Origin of the sequence: Neisseria musculi, assembly GCF_014297595.2 — a bacterium.
Taxonomy (GTDB): Bacteria; Pseudomonadota; Gammaproteobacteria; order Burkholderiales; family Neisseriaceae; genus Neisseria; species Neisseria musculi.
Genome location: NZ_CP060414.2, coordinates 2,439,021 through 2,454,750, shown reverse-complemented (window position 1 = coordinate 2,454,750; position 15,730 = coordinate 2,439,021). Strand labels below are relative to the sequence as shown.

At 54.6% G+C, this 15,730-nt stretch carries 16 protein-coding genes; 13 read left to right on the top strand and 3 right to left on the bottom strand.

Going from position 1 to position 15,730, the window contains the following annotated elements; all coding sequences use genetic code 11:
- Positions 1-14 precede the first annotated feature (14 nt).
- Positions 15-518, bottom strand: coding sequence for an rRNA maturation RNase YbeY (ybeY, locus tag H7A79_RS12670; protein ID WP_187000446.1), 504 nt, complete (start codon positions 516-518; stop codon positions 15-17).
- A gap of 699 nt (positions 519-1,217) precedes the next feature.
- Here ybeY and H7A79_RS12665 point away from each other — a divergent pair.
- The 3 genes from H7A79_RS12665 (at position 1,218) to H7A79_RS12655 (ending at position 3,292) form a co-directional block, all read left to right on the top strand.
- Complete coding sequence (locus H7A79_RS12665) at positions 1,218-1,469, top strand: hypothetical protein (protein WP_228068132.1); 252 nt, start codon at positions 1,218-1,220, stop codon at positions 1,467-1,469.
- 39 nt (positions 1,470-1,508) lie between these two features.
- Complete coding sequence (hemC, locus tag H7A79_RS12660; protein WP_187000445.1) at positions 1,509-2,453, top strand: hydroxymethylbilane synthase; 945 nt, start codon at positions 1,509-1,511, stop codon at positions 2,451-2,453.
- Positions 2,454-2,641: 188 nt separating this feature from the next.
- Positions 2,642-3,292 carry an HAD family hydrolase gene (locus tag H7A79_RS12655; protein ID WP_187000444.1) on the top strand — a complete coding sequence of 217 codons (651 nt, stop codon included), beginning with the start codon at positions 2,642-2,644 and terminating at the stop codon, positions 3,290-3,292.
- A gap of 577 nt (positions 3,293-3,869) precedes the next feature.
- Here H7A79_RS12655 and H7A79_RS12650 read toward each other — a convergent pair.
- The gene (locus tag H7A79_RS12650) at positions 3,870-4,505 is read right to left on the bottom strand and encodes a hypothetical protein (RefSeq protein WP_187000443.1); all 636 of its coding nucleotides are present in this window, start codon (positions 4,503-4,505) and stop codon (positions 3,870-3,872) included.
- Between the two features lie 115 nt (positions 4,506-4,620).
- Here H7A79_RS12650 and H7A79_RS12645 point away from each other — a divergent pair, with 115 nt between their 5' ends.
- The 5 genes from H7A79_RS12645 (at position 4,621) to ispC (ending at position 9,466) form a co-directional block, all read left to right on the top strand.
- Positions 4,621-4,968 carry an arsenate reductase gene (locus H7A79_RS12645; protein WP_187000442.1) on the top strand — a complete coding sequence of 116 codons (348 nt, stop codon included), beginning with the start codon at positions 4,621-4,623 and terminating at the stop codon, positions 4,966-4,968.
- A 754-nt stretch (positions 4,969-5,722) separates the two neighbouring features.
- Positions 5,723-6,280 carry a ribosome recycling factor gene (gene frr / locus H7A79_RS12640; protein ID WP_187000441.1) on the top strand — a complete coding sequence of 186 codons (558 nt, stop codon included), beginning with the start codon at positions 5,723-5,725 and terminating at the stop codon, positions 6,278-6,280.
- Positions 6,281-6,373: 93 nt separating this feature from the next.
- Positions 6,374-7,123, top strand: coding sequence for an undecaprenyl pyrophosphate synthase (gene uppS / locus H7A79_RS12635; protein ID WP_187000440.1), 750 nt, complete (start codon positions 6,374-6,376; stop codon positions 7,121-7,123).
- Positions 7,123-7,920: a phosphatidate cytidylyltransferase gene (locus H7A79_RS12630; protein WP_187000439.1), complete on the top strand. Its 798-nt coding sequence runs from the start codon at positions 7,123-7,125 to the stop codon at positions 7,918-7,920. The genes uppS and H7A79_RS12630 overlap by 1 nt, the downstream gene beginning before the upstream one ends.
- Before the next feature lie 352 nt (positions 7,921-8,272).
- Complete coding sequence (gene ispC, locus H7A79_RS12625; RefSeq protein ID WP_135034109.1) at positions 8,273-9,466, top strand: 1-deoxy-D-xylulose-5-phosphate reductoisomerase; 1,194 nt, start codon at positions 8,273-8,275, stop codon at positions 9,464-9,466.
- Between the two features lie 2 nt (positions 9,467-9,468).
- Here ispC and H7A79_RS12620 read toward each other — a convergent pair whose 3' ends face one another.
- Positions 9,469-9,708: a hypothetical protein gene (locus H7A79_RS12620; protein ID WP_187000438.1), complete on the bottom strand. Its 240-nt coding sequence runs from the start codon at positions 9,706-9,708 to the stop codon at positions 9,469-9,471.
- On the opposite strand from H7A79_RS12620, the gene H7A79_RS12615 reads away from it, so the two are divergent.
- The 5 genes from H7A79_RS12615 to lpxD all read left to right on the top strand — a co-directional run bounded on the left by H7A79_RS12615 (position 9,697) and on the right by lpxD (position 15,721).
- The gene (locus tag H7A79_RS12615; protein ID WP_187000437.1) at positions 9,697-10,011 is read left to right on the top strand and encodes a hypothetical protein; all 315 of its coding nucleotides are present in this window, start codon (positions 9,697-9,699) and stop codon (positions 10,009-10,011) included. The two genes, H7A79_RS12620 and H7A79_RS12615, sit on opposite strands and share 12 nt — an antisense overlap.
- Before the next feature lie 139 nt (positions 10,012-10,150).
- Positions 10,151-11,491 (top strand): RIP metalloprotease RseP, encoded by a 1,341-nt coding sequence (rseP, locus tag H7A79_RS12610; protein ID WP_187000436.1) that lies wholly within the window; start codon positions 10,151-10,153, stop codon positions 11,489-11,491.
- A 4-nt stretch (positions 11,492-11,495) separates the two neighbouring features.
- Entirely contained in the window at positions 11,496-13,895 is a 2,400-nt protein-coding gene (bamA, locus tag H7A79_RS12605; protein ID WP_187000435.1) for an outer membrane protein assembly factor BamA, read from the top strand.
- 75 nt (positions 13,896-13,970) lie between these two features.
- Positions 13,971-14,480, top strand: a complete 510-nt coding sequence (locus H7A79_RS12600) for an OmpH/Skp family outer membrane protein (RefSeq protein WP_187000434.1) — start codon at positions 13,971-13,973, stop codon at positions 14,478-14,480.
- A gap of 194 nt (positions 14,481-14,674) precedes the next feature.
- Entirely contained in the window at positions 14,675-15,721 is a 1,047-nt protein-coding gene (gene lpxD / locus H7A79_RS12595; protein ID WP_187000433.1) for a UDP-3-O-(3-hydroxymyristoyl)glucosamine N-acyltransferase, read from the top strand.
- The last annotated feature ends 9 nt before the right edge of the window (positions 15,722-15,730 follow it).

Below are 15,730 nucleotides of genomic sequence, written 5' to 3'. Positions count from 1 at the left end.
GTGTTCAATCCTAATCAAACATACGGGTTGGGATATCCTAACTGATTCAGCAGGCGGGTTTCAAGTGTTTCCATGATTTCGGCTTCGGCTTCGTCAATGTGGTCGTAGCCCATCAGGTGCAGCGTGCCGTGCACAGTGAGGTGGGCGAAATGCTGCGCGGGCGTTTTGCCTTGCTCGGCGGCTTCTTTCAGCACCACCTGCGGGCAGATAACGATATCGCCGAAAAGGCCGTCTGAAAGCTGTTCGGGGAAGATTTCGCCTTCGTTGAAGGCAAAGCTCAACACATTGGTGGCGTAGTCTTTGCCGCGGTAGTCGCGGTTGTAGGTGCGGGCGGCTTCTTTGTCGAGCAGGATCAGGCCGATTTCGGCGCGGCGGAAGCGGTGTTTCAGCGCGTGCCAGATCCAGCGGTAGAAATCGTGTTCGGCCGGTAGGGCGGCGATGCCGCTTTGGTTGCTGAAATGCAGTGAGAAGCGCTGCCGCTGCAATTTGAGAAAAGGGTATTTTTTGGCACGTTTCATGATGGTTGATAAAAAATCGGCAATAATTATTTGGTATTTTAATTTTTTTTTTTGAAACTTTGAACACTTGGATTTGTCCTTATTTTAATTATGATTTAACTGGGCAAATCATATGAAATATAAAATATTATGTATTTTTCATGATATTTTTGTTTTTGAAATAAATTTCACTTCAGATAAAGGATTCATAGTTATGAAAGAATTAAATATTTTTGATATGAAAAAATTTCAGGCGGTTATATTTATCGCATGAGACCGGTAAGCTCTAATGTAGAAGACAGAAGAGGATTGGGAAGAGGTTTGTTTTGGGGAATTGGGGCCGGTTGGTGAGATCTGTCCTGATTTATCAATAATTATAGCACATCCCTCTACATCCATAGGGCAATAAGTCTCATAGCGGAGTAAGAGAATTTGCTGCAAATGATAACTTCAAGGTTTAGCCCGCCGAAAATCAAATAAACCGATTTATTGATTTGCGGCGGGATATTTTTTATAAATCACTAACAACAATTGAACATGAAAAAATTTCTTTATTCTGTGCTGATTTTCTTGTCTGCCTGTAGTGGGTACGATCAAACAGAAGCTGAGGAAGGCAGCAAGCCAACAGTAAGGCAACAAACAAATGCCGCAACCGCTTCTTCGTCTGCGACGGCTGTAACGCCGTACCAAGCAGCAAGCAACAGCGATAACGCAGTAAAAATGACGGGAACAGTTCATTTTTCATTCGAGCAGGCAGAATTTGTTACTTCCGAAAAAACTTATTTTATTATCAGCGGTTACAGTTTGATTAAGAATGTGGAGACTAAACGCGAACATTCGGGTGCGTATAACGTTACCCTGAACGATGTGTGCATCAACGGCCGCATCCTCACCAAAGCCCAAAACAACGGCAACGGTTTCGGGCCGTTGGGGCGCTACAATCAGGCGGTGGCGGTGGAGAGTTTGTGTTAGACTTATGCGCCCCGTTTCACCCGTTTTTCAAAGCAAACCATGACCCCGAAAAAACTCGTTATCGCCAGCCGCGAAAGCGCGCTGGCCACGTGGCAGGCCGAGCATATCCAAGGCCGTCTGAAACAGCTTTATCCTGATTGCGAAGTGGAAATTCTCGGCATGACCACGCGCGGCGACCAGATTCTCGATAAAACCCTGTCGAAAATCGGCGGCAAAGGGCTGTTTATCAAAGAGTTGGAGCAGGCCCTGCAAGACGGCCGTGCCGATTTGGCCGTGCATTCGATTAAAGACGTGCCGATGGATTTGCCCGAAGGCTTCGCGCTGGCCGCCATCGGCGAGCGCGCCAATCCGTTTGATGCGTTTGTTTCCAACCGTTTCCAAAGCTTGGCCGGCCTGCCCGAAGGCGCAGTGGTCGGCACATCGAGCCTGCGCCGCGAGGCGCAGCTGCGTGCCCGTTTTCCGCATTTAAACGTCAAGCCCCTGCGCGGCAACGTACAAACCCGTTTGGCCAAACTCGACAACGGCGAATACGATGCCGTTATCCTTGCCGCCGCCGGCTTGCAGCGGCTGGGTTTAAACGAACGCATCCGCCTGATTCTGCCGCCTTCCGAAAGCCTGCCCGCTGCCGGCCAGGGCGCATTGGGCATAGAAATTGCCGCACACCGCCGCGACCTGCTCGAAGTGCTCCGCCCGCTCAACCACCCCGTTACCCACGCCTGCGTTACTGCCGAGCGCGCACTCGCCCGCGCGTTGGACGGCAGCTGCCAAGTGCCGCTTGCCGCCTACTGCACCGAAGCAGACGGCCTGCTGAGCCTGCGCGCGCTGGTCGGCCACCCCAACGGCTCGGTGATTTTGCAGGCCGAAGCCGAAGCACCTGCGGCCTATGCCGATGCCCTCGGCCGCGCCGTTGCCAAAAAACTGGCCGACGATGGCGCGGCAGAACTGATTCGCGCTGTTTTGGCAGAACAGCATCAGGCGCAATAAGCCACAGATTCAGGCCGTCTGAAAAATGAGGGTTGTTCGGCCTGACTGCATACCCGTGCAGCGGCGGCTGCGCCGATTAGCTGAAAAAACAGGCCGCCGGCCGCATGTTTTCAGACGGCCTGCCTCAGGCGGCGAACTGCCGCACAAGCCTACGCAGCGTCCGCACACCACCCAAACAGGAAAACATCATGACAACCGAAGCAGTATTATTTGATTTGGACGGCACGCTTGCCGACACCGCACTCGATTTGGCCGGCGCACTCAACACCTTGCTGCGCCGGCGCGCTCTGCCCGAAAAAAGCATGGCCGAAATCCGCCCCGTTGCCAGCCACGGTGCCAACGGCCTGATTCTGATGGGGGCGGGCATAGGCAAAACCCACCCCGAACACGGCCTTTGGCGGCAGGAATATCTGGCCGAATACGAACGCTGCTTCGACAAAAAAACCGTTTTATTCAACGGAATCAACAAGCTGATTGGAAAACTCAACGAGCGCAACATCCGTTGGGGCATCATCACCAACAAACCGCACACCTTCACCCACCGTCTTGTGCCCAAGCTCGGCTTCACCGTTGCACCCGCCGTGGTGGTGAGCGGCGACACCTGTGCCGAAGCCAAACCCAGCACGCTGCCCATGTTGTATGCCTGCCAACAAATCGGCGTGAATCCCGGCAACTGCATCTATGTGGGCGATGCCGAGCGCGATATGCAGGCAGGCCGAAACGCCGGCATGAAAACCGTGTTGGCCAACTGGGGCTATATCGCCGCCGATGACGACACCGCTCTGTGGCCGTATGATATGACCATCGACAAGCCTTTAGATTTGCTGAAATATATCTGACAAAAAGCGAATATTCCGTATGCCCGCCATGTGTTTCGGAGCTGCCCTGAATCATTCAGAGCAGCTTTTTTTGTTTGCGGGCGGCATCCTTGACGGCTTTTTCGGCGCAAACCGGCATGACGAAGCCACTTTATTTCCGTTACGGCGTTGCTGCGTCCCGGCTCAAAAAACAGTTTGGCCAGCCCCAAGCAGCAAACCCGTTTCCTGCTATCTCCGTATTCTCCGACTTGCTGCCCGGTGCCGAAAAAACGGTTGAAGGCCGTCTGAAAAACTGCACAACGCTGTTTTCAGACGGCCTAAAAACTTTTCAAAATTCAAAAACATCATCAAAAACATCAGAAGTTTGTTTGCCGCTATTCCCCCGCAGACGCAACTGGCGGCATTCGGCATTCAAGTATTTGTTGAGTCAATACTTCGATATTTTCATCGGATTCCCGCCTGTGCAGGAATCATGATGTTTCAGCCCTTCAAACCTTTCAGACGGCCTAAAAGGTGTTTTTGCAGAACCTCGGCCTTCGCCAATACGCACTTTCCCGCAGCCCGAAGCCTGCCGCTGCCGACCGCGAAAGAGCGTGTTTCAGCGCAGCTCGCGGATGTCGCGCCAGCCATCGCTGGTTTTCACCATAGTGGCCGCCAAATTTCGCGTAGTGTCGGGGTGTTTCCAGCCGCTGCCGCCTTCGCGCATAAACCGCTCGGCCCATTTGGCAGTTTCCAGCCGCGCTTCATAAGACACTTTCGACACAGTTACACCATCGGCAGGCGTCGGCTCGGTGAACCAATTCACCTTCACCACTTTCAGCGAGCCCATGCAAAAACGCACACCGTTCGGGCCGGGCCGCGCCTGCGCCCTGCCCTTGTCGGTCAATTCATAAACCTGCACTTTAATCTCACGGCCGTTTTCGGGAGAAGGCACGGTTTCGGCCCGCCCCTGTTTATAAAAGCCCTCTTTATCGAGCAGGCGCATCTGCCTGAAGGCCGATTCATTGATTTTACGGCCTTCCGAATCGCGTTCGGCAATTTTCACCAGCGGTTCGCCCACTGCGGCCGCACCCGTTAAAATGCCGTTTTCCACATTCAAAACCAAAGGCATACACATACCTTGCGCCGCCGAATACCGGTTGATGGCTTTTTCAAAGGTTGCCTTGTCGGGCTGCGGTTCCGAACAAGCGGCCAACAACAGCACGGCAGAAGCGGCAAAAGCGGTTTTATACATAGCGTGGCTCCTATTGATTATCCGGTTCGAAAAGCATAGCCTGTTTTCTGCCGCATGACAAACCCCCGCAGTGGTTTTACAATCAGGCCGTCTGAACACCCTTTAAGGAAAACCCATGACTATAGTTTACGGCATCCCCAATTGCGACACCGTGAAAAAAGCCCGCGCATGGCTGGCCGGAAACGGTGTGGACTATGAATTTTCCGACTTCAAAAAAACACCGCCCGATGCAGCACTGATAGAAAGCTGGCTGCGGGATATCCCGCTCGCAACCCTGCTGAACAAGCGCGGCACCACCTGGCGCAAACTCAGCACCGCCGAGCAGGCAGAAGCAAACTCACCAGAGGGTGCCGTGCGGCTGATGACGGCCCACCCCAGCATCATCAAAAGGCCCGTTCTCTGCCATAACGGACGCTGTTATGCAGGGTTTCAAACGACCGAATATGAGCAAGTGTTCCGCTGAAACAGCAGACCCGGAACGGTTTTCCGAATACCCCAACACCAAACAATGCAGCATTGCCCCACCCCGGCCGGCCCAAAATAAAAAGCAGTTTGGCAAACCACCGAAGCTGCAATAGAATCAGTTTCTCTGAAATATAGTGAACCTGCTTTATTTCCGTTATAGAATAGAATACTAAGCTTTAGTTCAAGAAGAATTGCTTTGCAAACCGCTGAACGACTCCGTGTGGTTTATGATAAATAACCGATAAAGGCTGTCTGAAAATATTGGGGCTGAGGCAAATTGAGCTCCCCAAATATTTTAGACGAACAGACTGCCAACATATCAGCCGGAGCCCTGCCATCTGAACAACGTTTAAAACCGATTGCCGCCCATTTCATTGCTATCGGTGCTGTCTGCAACCTATTGTCTTTCAGCGAAAATAAAGCAGATTCACTATAATTCAATTCTGCCTGAAAGCTGCAAGGGGCGAAATCTTGGAGGCAACGGCAGAAGCCTTTGCAAAAGGTGCAAAACACCACCCAAACGGCAAATAAACCTTTGAAATGATTTTTTAGGTTATCAAGATTTTGAGTTTACAAAGGTTTCAGGCCACCTGAAAGCCAATCTGCGTTCTCCTTCCGCCCGACAAACTTGTCGTAAGCGGTCAAGCGCGGTACCATCACCCGTTATTCTCCGACAAAGGCCGCCCCGGCTGCGGGCTGCCAACGGACTTTACACTCATCTGACTGATTTTATTGGACTTGAAAGTAAAACAATGATTAACGATATTCAAAAAACAGCCGACTCCAAAATGCAGCGTTCGCTTGAAGTTTTGCGCGAAAATCTAACCAAAGTGCGCACCGGCCGCGCCCACACCGGCCTGCTCGACCAGGTGGAGGTGGAATATTACGGCAGCCCCGTGCCGGTGAGCCAGGTGGCCAACGTTACCCTGCTCGATGCGCGCACTATCGGCGTAAAAGTTTATGAAAGCAATATGGCCGCTGCGGTGGAAAAAGCCATCCGCGATTCCAATTTGGGGTTGAACCCCGCTGCCATGGGCGATGTTATCCGCGTGCCCATGCCCATGCTCACCGAAGAGCGCCGTAAAGACCTGATCAAAGTGGTGCGCGCCGAAGCCGAAGAAGGCCGCGTAGCCATCCGCAACGTGCGCCGCGATGCCAACAACGATTTCAAACGCCTGCTCAAAGACAAAGAAATTTCCGAAGACGACGCCCACCGCGGCGAAGAGCAGATTCAGAAGCTCACCGACAAATATATCGCCGAAGTCGATAAAATGCTGGCGGCTAAAGAAGAAGACTTGATGGCGATTTAACCCGAAGGCCGTCTGAAAACCACCGGCATTCTTTAGCGTTTTTGTTTTTCAGACGGCCTTGCCCGCCCCGATTCTTCCGTAAGGAATGCACATATGAAAAGCAGCACGCAAACGGTTTTGGAGCACACCCGCATCCCGCGCCATATCGCCGTGATTATGGACGGCAACGGCCGCTGGGCGAAAAAACGCTTACTGCCCCGCGTGATGGGGCACAAACGCGGTCTTAATGCGTTGGAAAACATGGTGAAGCGGTGTGCAGAATCGGGCGTGCAATATCTCACCGTGTTTGCGTTTTCCACCGAAAACTGGCGCCGCCCCGAAGACGAAGTGTCGTTTCTGATGGGGCTGTTTCTGCAGGCACTGCAAAAACAGGGGCAGCGCCTGCACGAAAACAATATGCGCGTGAAAATTATCGGCAACCGCAGCCGCTTCAGCAAAGCCATACAGCAGGGAATCGCGGCGGCCGAAACCTTAACTGCAGGTAACACCGGGCTCACCCTCACCGTGGCAGCCGACTACGGCGGCCGCTGGGATATTCTGCAGGCGGTAAACAAGCTGATAAGCGGGGGGGCGGCAGAAGCAACCGAAGCAGACTTGGCCCGACACCTGATGCTCTCTGAAGCGCCCGAGCCGGATCTGTTTATCCGCACCGGCGGCGAAACCCGCATCAGCAATTTTCTGCTGTGGCAGATGGCCTATGCCGAGCTGTATTTCACCGACACCCTGTGGCCGGATTTCGATGATGCCGCGCTCGATGCCGCCATACGCTCCTTCCAAACCCGCGAAAGGCGTTTCGGCCGCACCAGCGAGCAACTTCCCCCCGAACAACAACGGAGCGAATAATGCTGAAACAACGTGTGATCACGGCTTCGATCCTGCTGCCCTTGATGCTGGGCATGCTGTTTTGGGCTTCAGACGGCCTGTGGGCGGCTTTCAGCGGCCTGATTGCCCTGCTGGCGCTGTGGGAATACGCCCGCATGAGCGGCATGGCAAAAGCGCAAAACCACCACTATCTCGCCGCTGCCTCCGTGTTCGGCACCACAGCCTATGCCGGCGGCTGGCAGCTTCCCGTGATTTCGTGGCTGGCGGTGCTGGCATTCTGGCTGCTGCTGGTGCCGCTGTGGCTGTATAAAAAATGGCCGCTTAAAGCCGATTGGAAGGCTTACGCCGCCGGCCTGATGCTGATGCTGCCTTTTTGGTTTGCGCTGGTATCGCTGCGGCCGGATGCTGAATCCGCCCTGTCGCTGCTGGCCGTGATGGGCTTGGTGTGGGTGGCCGATATCGCTGCTTATTTTTTCGGCAAGGCCTTCGGCAAACACAAACTCGCCCCCGCCGTCAGCCCCGGCAAAAGCTGGGAAGGCGCGCTCGGCGGCGCATTGTGCGCGGCCGTTTATATGATTTGTGTGAACAGCGCCGGCTGGCTGGCTTTTGATGTTTCATGGTTCGGCGCCGTGCTCACCGGCTGGCTGCTGACCGCCGTGAGCATAATCGGCGACCTGCTCGAAAGCTGGTTCAAACGCTCGGCGGGCATCAAAGACAGCAGCAGCCTGCTGCCCGGCCACGGCGGCGTGTTTGACCGCATCGACAGCCTGATTGCCGTGTTGGGCGTGTATGCCGCCATGATGGCCGTGTTCGGCTGAACAGGATACAGCAAACCCTTTCATTTCCGTTGTGCCCCGACTGCGGACACGGCCGGGCAAGCCGACCAAGCGGCAGCAAAACCAGCTCCTATTGCCTGCTGCCTGCCGCCCGGCACCGGAAATGAAAAATCCACTCAACGGCTCTACCCTGCTGCGGCTTGCGCCCGCTATACTGCCTCCGTGCTGTTTGCGACCCGACACGCAACGCGCAAACCCGCCGCCGGGCCGTCTGAAAACCCGGCGGCCGGTTGCAATCCGTTATTTTGATATTTTGAACGGTTTAGGCCGTCTGAAACCAACACAGGGCGGGGTGCACTGCGTGTTCAGACGGCCAGCCCAAACGAACCCAACCATGACACAACAAGTTTTAACCATTTTGGGCAGCACCGGCAGCATAGGCGAAAGCACGCTCGATGTAGTGTCGCGCCACCCTGAAAAATTCCGCATTTTCGCACTGGCCGGGCACAAACAGGTACACAAGCTGGCCGCGCAGTGCCAACGTTTCAACCCGCAGTTTGCCGTGGCGGCCGATGCCCAACACGCCGCCCTGCTGGAGCAGTTGCTGAAATCCGCCCGCTGCCGCACCAAAGTGCTCTACGGCGCGCAGGCTCTGATCGATGTGGCCGGTGCGGGCGAAGTTACCGGCGTGATGGCCGCCATCGTGGGCGCGGCAGGGCTGCCTTCTGCGCTGGCAGCCGCAGCCGGGGGCAAAACCATTTATCTGGCCAACAAAGAAACGCTGGTGGTTTCGGGCGCGCTGTTTATGGAAACCGCCCGTGCCGGCGGTGCGAAAATCCTGCCGGTAGACAGCGAACACAACGCCATTTACCAAGTGTTGCCGCAGAATTATTCAGGCCGTCTGAACGCACACGGCATCGAATCGATTATCCTCACCGCCTCGGGCGGGCCGTTTCTCGATACCGATTTGGCCGCATTCGACCGCATCACCCCCGCGCAGGCGGTGAAACACCCCAATTGGGTGATGGGGCAGAAAATTTCGGTGGATTCTGCCACCATGATGAACAAAGGGCTGGAGCTGATTGAGGCGCATTGGCTGTTTCACTGCCCGCCCGAAAAACTCGAAGTGGTGGTACACCCGCAAAGCGTGGTTCACAGCATGGTGCGCTACCGCGACGGCTCGGTGCTGGCGCAGATGGGCAACCCCGATATGCGCACGCCGATAGCCTATTGCCTGGGCCTGCCCGAACGCATCGAATCGGGCGCAGGCGCGCTGGATTTTGCCACCTTGTCGGCCTTAACTTTCTGCCAACCCGATTTGGCCCGCTACCCCTGCCTGAAGCTGGCTTACGATGCCCTGCACGCAGGCGGCGGCGCGCCGTGCGTGTTGAACGCCGCCAACGAAGAAGCCGTAGCCGCCTTTCTGGCAGGCAGAATCCGCTTTACCGACATCGCCCGCACCGTGGCATATTGTTTGGAACAAGGCTTTTCAGACGGCCTCAACGATATAGAGAGCCTGCTGGCACAAGATGCGCAAACGCGCGCCCAAGCGCAGGATTTTATCGGCAGATTGAAACAAGCCGTCTGAAATTATCTGCAGAGGCAAACCATGACCACACTCAAAATATTGGCTTCTATCCTCATGCCGGCAATGCTTGCCGCATGCGCAGCAACAACCGCAGGCACACCGGATCCTGCCGGCACCGAAAGCAGCAAAAGCCCTCGGAGCTTCCGTATCATCGAAGACTTTTCAGATGCCGAAGTGTAGTTCGGGCAAATACCGCTACCGTTTCCAAATGGAAGATTTTTTTCGGCGGGTTGATTGTTCATCACCCTTATGCGCTTTCCCACCGCAGCGAAACACCGCCTTTCGTTAAAGAGGAGAAAAATGTATTTCAAGGCATCACCGATTCAGAAGGGCGCACGGCGGTTTTCGCTTTCGACCACCCGATGCTGGCAGAAGGCTGGGTATTGAGACCGCGCGCGGGAGCAGGCCCGTTTGGCGAGCAGTTCGTTATTAGAGACAGCCACGGCCTGCCGCTGCCCGGCGCAGATTATGCACTGCTGATTTGCAACAACCCCCCGGATATTTACAGAGGCTACAGCGATGCCGAAGGTATGACCGCTTATTAAGCTCTATGAAGTGGGAGATGAGCCGAAAACCAAACGGGCCGTGCGCGAGGCGTGCCGGAAATAAACGGAATCTGCCTGCAGATATTCAGACGGCCGGCCGTCTGAAAACATAAACACCACCATCAACAGGGAGTTTCTCTTGCAAACACTGCTTGCTTTTATCGTTGCCATTCTGATTTTGGTCAGCCTGCACGAGTTCGGCCACTATATCGTGGCGCGCTTGTGCGGCGTGAAAGTGCTGCGCTTTTCGGTCGGCTTCGGCAAACCTTTTTTAAAGAAAAAGCGTGGCGACACCGAATGGTGCATCGCACCGATACCGCTGGGCGGCTATGTGAAAATGGTCGATACCCGCGAAGGCGGTGTGGCCGAAGCCGACCTGCCCTATGCTTTCGACAAACAACACCCCGCCAAACGCATCGCCATCGTAGCGGCCGGCCCGCTCACCAATCTGCTGCTGGCAGTGTTGTTGTTCGGGCTGAGTTTTTCGATGGGCATCACCGAGTTGCGCCCGTATGTGGGCACAGTGGAGCCGGCCAGCATCGCCGCCCGCGCGGGCTTCGTTCCGGGTGACAAGATTGTGTCGGTTAATGGCGTGGCGGTGAACGATTGGTCGGCCGCCCGCAACGAAATCGTGCTCAATCTCGAATCGGCCGAAGTGAATGTGGCAGTGGAAACCCAAAACGGTCGAAATGCCGTGCGCACCATCAACATTGCCGGCACCGCAGATGCCGGGCAGGTGGTCAAACAGCAGGGGCATATCGGCCTCTTGCCGTTTAAAATCACCAACACATTGGCCGAAGTGCTGCCGGGCAGCCCGGCCGCCACCGCAGGGCTGAAAAAAGGCGACACGCTGGTGACCGCAGACGGCAAACGGCTGCATTACTGGTCGGACTGGTCGTCGCTGTTCCGCCAAAGCCCCGGCAAAAGCCTGACCATACAATATCTGCGCAACGGCCAAACATTTGAAACCCGCCTGCGCCCCAACTCGGAAGAATTGCCCGACCACACCTTAATCGGCAAAGCAGGCGTTGCGCCGCAAAGCGATGAAGCATGGACAGAAAAAATCCGCCGCCAATACACCCCCACGGTAGCACAAGCCTTTGGGATGGGCTGGCAGAAAACTGCGGATTATTCGGCCATGATGGTGAAATTCTTCGGTAAATTATTGACCGGACAAGCATCTTTGAGCCATATTTCCGGCCCGATAACCATTGCCGATGTAGCGGGCAAAACCGCTTCATACGGCCTGCAAAGTTATGTCGAATTTCTCGCGCTGGTCAGTATCAGCTTAGGAATCATGAATTTATTGCCCATTCCGGTTTTGGACGGCGGGCATTTAGTGTATTATGCCGCCGAATGGATACGCGGAAAACCGCTGAGCGGGCGCATACAGGCCGCCGGCCTGCGCTTCGGCCTTGCCCTCATGCTGATGCTGATGATGGTGGCTTTCTTTAACGATATAACCCGTTTGTTTGGATAATGTTATGAAATTGAAACAGATTGCTGCAACCTTGATGTTGATAGGCTTCTCGCCGCTGGCTATGGCCGACTTTACCATTCAGGATATTCGTGTAGAAGGCCTGCAACGCACCGAACCGAGCACGGTATTCAACTATCTGCCCGTGAAAATCGGCGATAACTTCACCGATGCGAAAGGTGAAGAAATCATCAAAAATCTCTATGCCACAGGCTTTTTTGACGATGTGCGCGTAGAAACCTCAGGCAATCAGGTGCTGCTCACCGTGGTGGAGCGCCCGACCATCAGCAGCGTCAATATCACCGGCGCAAAAATGCTGCAAAACGAAGCCATCAAGAAAAACTTCGATGCCTTCGGTTTGGTTCAATCGCAACCCTTCAACCAAGCCAGACTCAACGAAGCACTGGCCGGTTTGAAACAGGAATACATCACCCGCGGCAAGCAGTCGGTGCAAATCACCCCTACCGTCAGCAAACTGGCGCGCAACCGCGTGGCCATCGATGTGAAAATCGATGAGGGTGCTACCACCAAAATTACCGATATCGAATTTGAAGGCAACGAACAATATTCCGACCGCAAACTGCGCCGCCAAATGTCGCTGAGCGAAACCGGCGCCATGAGCTGGCTCACCCTCAACAACCGTTTCAACGAGCAGAAATTTGCTCAAGATATGGAAAAAGTAACCGATTTCTACCAAAACAACGGTTATTTTGAAGCCCGCGTCATCGACACCTATATCCAAACCAACGAAGACAAAACCCGCCAAACCATTCATGTGAAGGTGCATGAAGGCCCGCGTTACCGTTGGGGTAAAGTGCAGATTGAAGGCGACACCCGCGAAGTGCCGAAAGAAAATCTGTATAAAATGCTGAAAATGAAAGAGGGAAAACGCTACGAGCGGCAGAAGATGGTTGAGAGCCTGCAGGCGATGCAGACGGCCATGGGCAGCGCAGGCTATGCTTTCAGCGAAATCAATGTGCAGCCTGTGCCCAATCCCGAAACCGGCGTAGTGGATTTCGTGCTTGCAGTGGATCCCGGCCGCAAAGTTTATGTGAACGAAATCAATATTTCCGGCAACAACAAAACCCGCGATGAAGTGGTGCGCCGCGAACTGCGCCAGATGGAAGCCGCACCCTATGACGTTTCCAAGCTGCAGCGCTCCAAAGAGCGCGTGGAGCTGTTGGGTTATTTCGATGATGTGCAGTTTGAAGCCAAGCCCGTAGAAGGCACGCCCGATCAAGTGGATTTGGATATGTCGGTTAAAGAACGCTCCACCGGCTCGCTTGATTTGAGTGCGGGCTGGGTGCAGGATACCGGTTTGGTATTGTCGGCAGGCGTAGCTCAAGACAACCTGTTCGGCACAGGAAAATCCGTTTCAGCGCGCGTATCGCGCAGTAAAACCACTCAAAGTGCCTCACTGTCGTTTACAGAACCGTATTTCACGCCCGATGGCGTAAGCATGGGCTACGATCTTTATGGCCGGGTTTACGACCCGCGCGAGTCTTCTTCCAGTGCCCAGCAATATAAAACCACGACTCTCGGCACCGGCGTGCGCATGGGCATTCCGGTTACCGAATACGACCGGATCAATCTCGGCTTAGGGGCAGAGCATTTAACGGTAAATACGTATGACGGCGCGCCCAAACGCTATCGCGACTTCATCAACGAACACGGCGAAGGCACCAACGGTATCGGCAAATTCAAAGGCTGGATCTACAAAGGCAATATCGGCTGGGGCCGAAACAAAACCGACAATGCCTTGTGGCCCACGCGGGGCTATCTCACCAACGTAAACGGCGAAATCGGCCTGCCCGGCAGCGATTTGCAATATTACACCCTAACCCACAACCAAACCTGGTTTTTCCCGCTCAATAAAAACCTCACACTGATGCTCGGCGGCGAAGTGGGCTACGGCAACGGTTACGGCAAAACCAAAGAAATGCCGTTTTTTGAAAACTTCTACGGCGGCGGTTTGGGTTCGGTCCGCGGCTTTGAAAGCGGCACACTCGGTCCGAAAGTGTATGACCGCTACGGCGACATGATCAGCTACGGCGGCAATAAAAAAGCCAATGTCAGCGCCGAATTGCTGTTTCCGATGCCCGGCATCAAAGATTCCCGCACCGTGCGCTTGAGCCTGTTTGCCGATGCAGGCAGCGTGTGGGACGGCAAAACCTATAACGATAGCAGCAGCGATGCCTATTACACCAACGGTGCCACCCAAAACGTTTACGGTGCGGGTGCCGCCCATAAATCCACCTTTAAAGAAGAGCTGCGTTATTCCGCCGGCGCGGCACTGACTTGGCTGTCGCCCCTGGGTCCGATGAAATTCAGCTATGCTTATCCAATTAAGAAAAAACAGGGCGACGAAATCCAACGCTTCCAGTTCCAACTGGGCACCACATTCTAAGCCTGAAGCATGAAACACCCCGGCCGCCGGGTGGTGCCTTTTCAGCTTCAAGCGATGGGCAAAAAGGACTTTATTATGAACCGGAATCCACATTGGGCATACTGGTGTGCCGCTGCCGTATTAGGCTTCGGTCTGATGGGCAGCGCGGCCGCCGAAGGCGTGCAGAAACTCGGCTTTATCAATGCCGAACGGCTGTATCAAGAATCAAAACAGGCTCAGGGAATTCAAAAAACGCTGGAAAAAGAATTCAGCGGCAAACATAAAACCCTGCAAAAAATCCAACAGGAAGGCGCGGCTTTGGAGAAAAAACTTGCTTCAGACAAACTCACCGAAGCCGAGCGCGAGAAAACCGTGCGCCAGCTCGGCGAATTGGTGCAGAAATTCCGCCTGCAGCAAGAAAAATTAGCCGAAGAATACAACCTGCGCCGCAACGAAGAATTTGCCGCCTTGCAGCAAAACGCCAACCGCGTGATTATCGATTTGGCCAAAAAAGAAGGTTACGACCTGATTTTGAAAGATGTTATCTATGTGAACAGCAAATACGACATCACCGACCGCGTTATCAAAGCCATGAACGCCCGTTAATGCTTTCAGACGACCGAAACCCCGCCAGCCCTCCCGAATGCAGATAAGGCTCAGGCAACCCAACCCGGCCGCCGGCATCAATATATACAGGGCAGCCTCTTTTCAAAGGCATGGATGTGCAACACAGCAAGAGGCCGTCTGAAAACCGTTTTGCCGGAACTCCGGCTTTTTCAACCGCAAAGGCAGCCCTCTGAATGGATACCGTTTCTTACACCTTGTCGCAAATTACCGCCGAGCTGGGCGGAGCATGGCGCGGCAGCGATGTTTCAGTCAGTGCGGTAAAACCGCTGGCCGATGCGTCTGCCGCGCACATCAGCTTTTTGGCCAACCCCAAATATAAAGCCGATGTTACCGAAAGCGCGGCAGGCGCTGTGATTGTGTCGCCCCAAACCGCCGATGAGTTTGCAGGCCGCAACCTGATTGTGGCGCAAGACCCTTATCTTTATTTTGCCAAAGTGGCGCGGCTGTTTTCGCCGCTTGAAAAAGCCAGCGGCCTCATCCACCCGACTGCCGTTGTCGAAGAAAGTGCCACCGTTCCCGCCGGATGCGAAATCGGCGCGCACGCCTATATCGGCGCCGATACCGTGCTCGGCCAAGGTTGCCGCATTCTGGCCGGAGCTGTGATCGAACACAACTGCACATTGGGCAACGAAGTGGTTATCCACCCCAACGCCGTTATCTGCCACGGCTGCACGTTGGGAAACCGTGTGGAAATCCATTCCGGCGCGGTTATCGGTGCCGACGGCTTCGGCTTGGCATTTGCGGGCGATTCGTGGTTTAAAATTCCGCAAACCGGCGCTGTTACGCTGGGCGATGATGTGGAAATCGGCTCCAACAGCAATATCGACCGCGGTGCGATGAGCGATACCGTGGTAGGCAACGGCACCAAAATCGACAACCAGGTGCAAATCGGCCACAACTGCAAAATCGGCAGCCATACCGTGATTGCCGCCAAAACCGGTATTTCCGGCAGCGTAACTGTCGGCAGCTACTGCATTATCGGCGGCGGTGTCGGCACGGTGGGCCACATCGAAATCGCCGACAAAACCACCATCGGCGGCGGCAGCAACATTACCCACAGCATCAAAGAGAGCGGCCAACACATCGCCGGCCCCTATCCGATGCAGACCCATAAAGAATGGGCGCGCAACGCCGTGCACATCCGCCGCTTGAGCGAAATAAACCAACGCATCAAACAACTTGAAAAGGCTTTGGAACCCAAGCCTGCCGATAATCAATAAGGAATAACG

Bases quoted from the DNA above. Each gene is read 5' to 3' on its own strand.
- uppS (WP_187000440.1), top strand. From the start codon at position 6,374: ATGAAAAGCAGCACGCAAACGGTTTTGGAGCACACCCGCATCCCGCGC.
- lpxD (WP_187000433.1), top strand. From the start codon at position 14,675: ATGGATACCGTTTCTTACACCTTGTCGCAAATTACCGCCGAGCTGGGC.
- hemC (WP_187000445.1), top strand. From the start codon at position 1,509: ATGACCCCGAAAAAACTCGTTATCGCCAGCCGCGAAAGCGCGCTGGCC.
- H7A79_RS12630 (WP_187000439.1), top strand. From the start codon at position 7,123: ATGCTGAAACAACGTGTGATCACGGCTTCGATCCTGCTGCCCTTGATG.
- ybeY (WP_187000446.1), bottom strand. From the start codon at position 518: ATGAAACGTGCCAAAAAATACCCTTTTCTCAAATTGCAGCGGCAGCGC.
- H7A79_RS12655 (WP_187000444.1), top strand. From the start codon at position 2,642: ATGACAACCGAAGCAGTATTATTTGATTTGGACGGCACGCTTGCCGAC.
- H7A79_RS12645 (WP_187000442.1), top strand. From the start codon at position 4,621: ATGACTATAGTTTACGGCATCCCCAATTGCGACACCGTGAAAAAAGCC.
- H7A79_RS12600 (WP_187000434.1), top strand. From the start codon at position 13,971: ATGAACCGGAATCCACATTGGGCATACTGGTGTGCCGCTGCCGTATTA.
- H7A79_RS12650 (WP_187000443.1), bottom strand. From the start codon at position 4,505: ATGTATAAAACCGCTTTTGCCGCTTCTGCCGTGCTGTTGTTGGCCGCT.
- H7A79_RS12620 (WP_187000438.1), bottom strand. From the start codon at position 9,708: ATGAACAATCAACCCGCCGAAAAAAATCTTCCATTTGGAAACGGTAGC.
- H7A79_RS12665 (WP_228068132.1), top strand. From the start codon at position 1,218: ATGACGGGAACAGTTCATTTTTCATTCGAGCAGGCAGAATTTGTTACT.
- frr (WP_187000441.1), top strand. From the start codon at position 5,723: ATGATTAACGATATTCAAAAAACAGCCGACTCCAAAATGCAGCGTTCG.
- bamA (WP_187000435.1), top strand. From the start codon at position 11,496: ATGAAATTGAAACAGATTGCTGCAACCTTGATGTTGATAGGCTTCTCG.
- ispC (WP_135034109.1), top strand. From the start codon at position 8,273: ATGACACAACAAGTTTTAACCATTTTGGGCAGCACCGGCAGCATAGGC.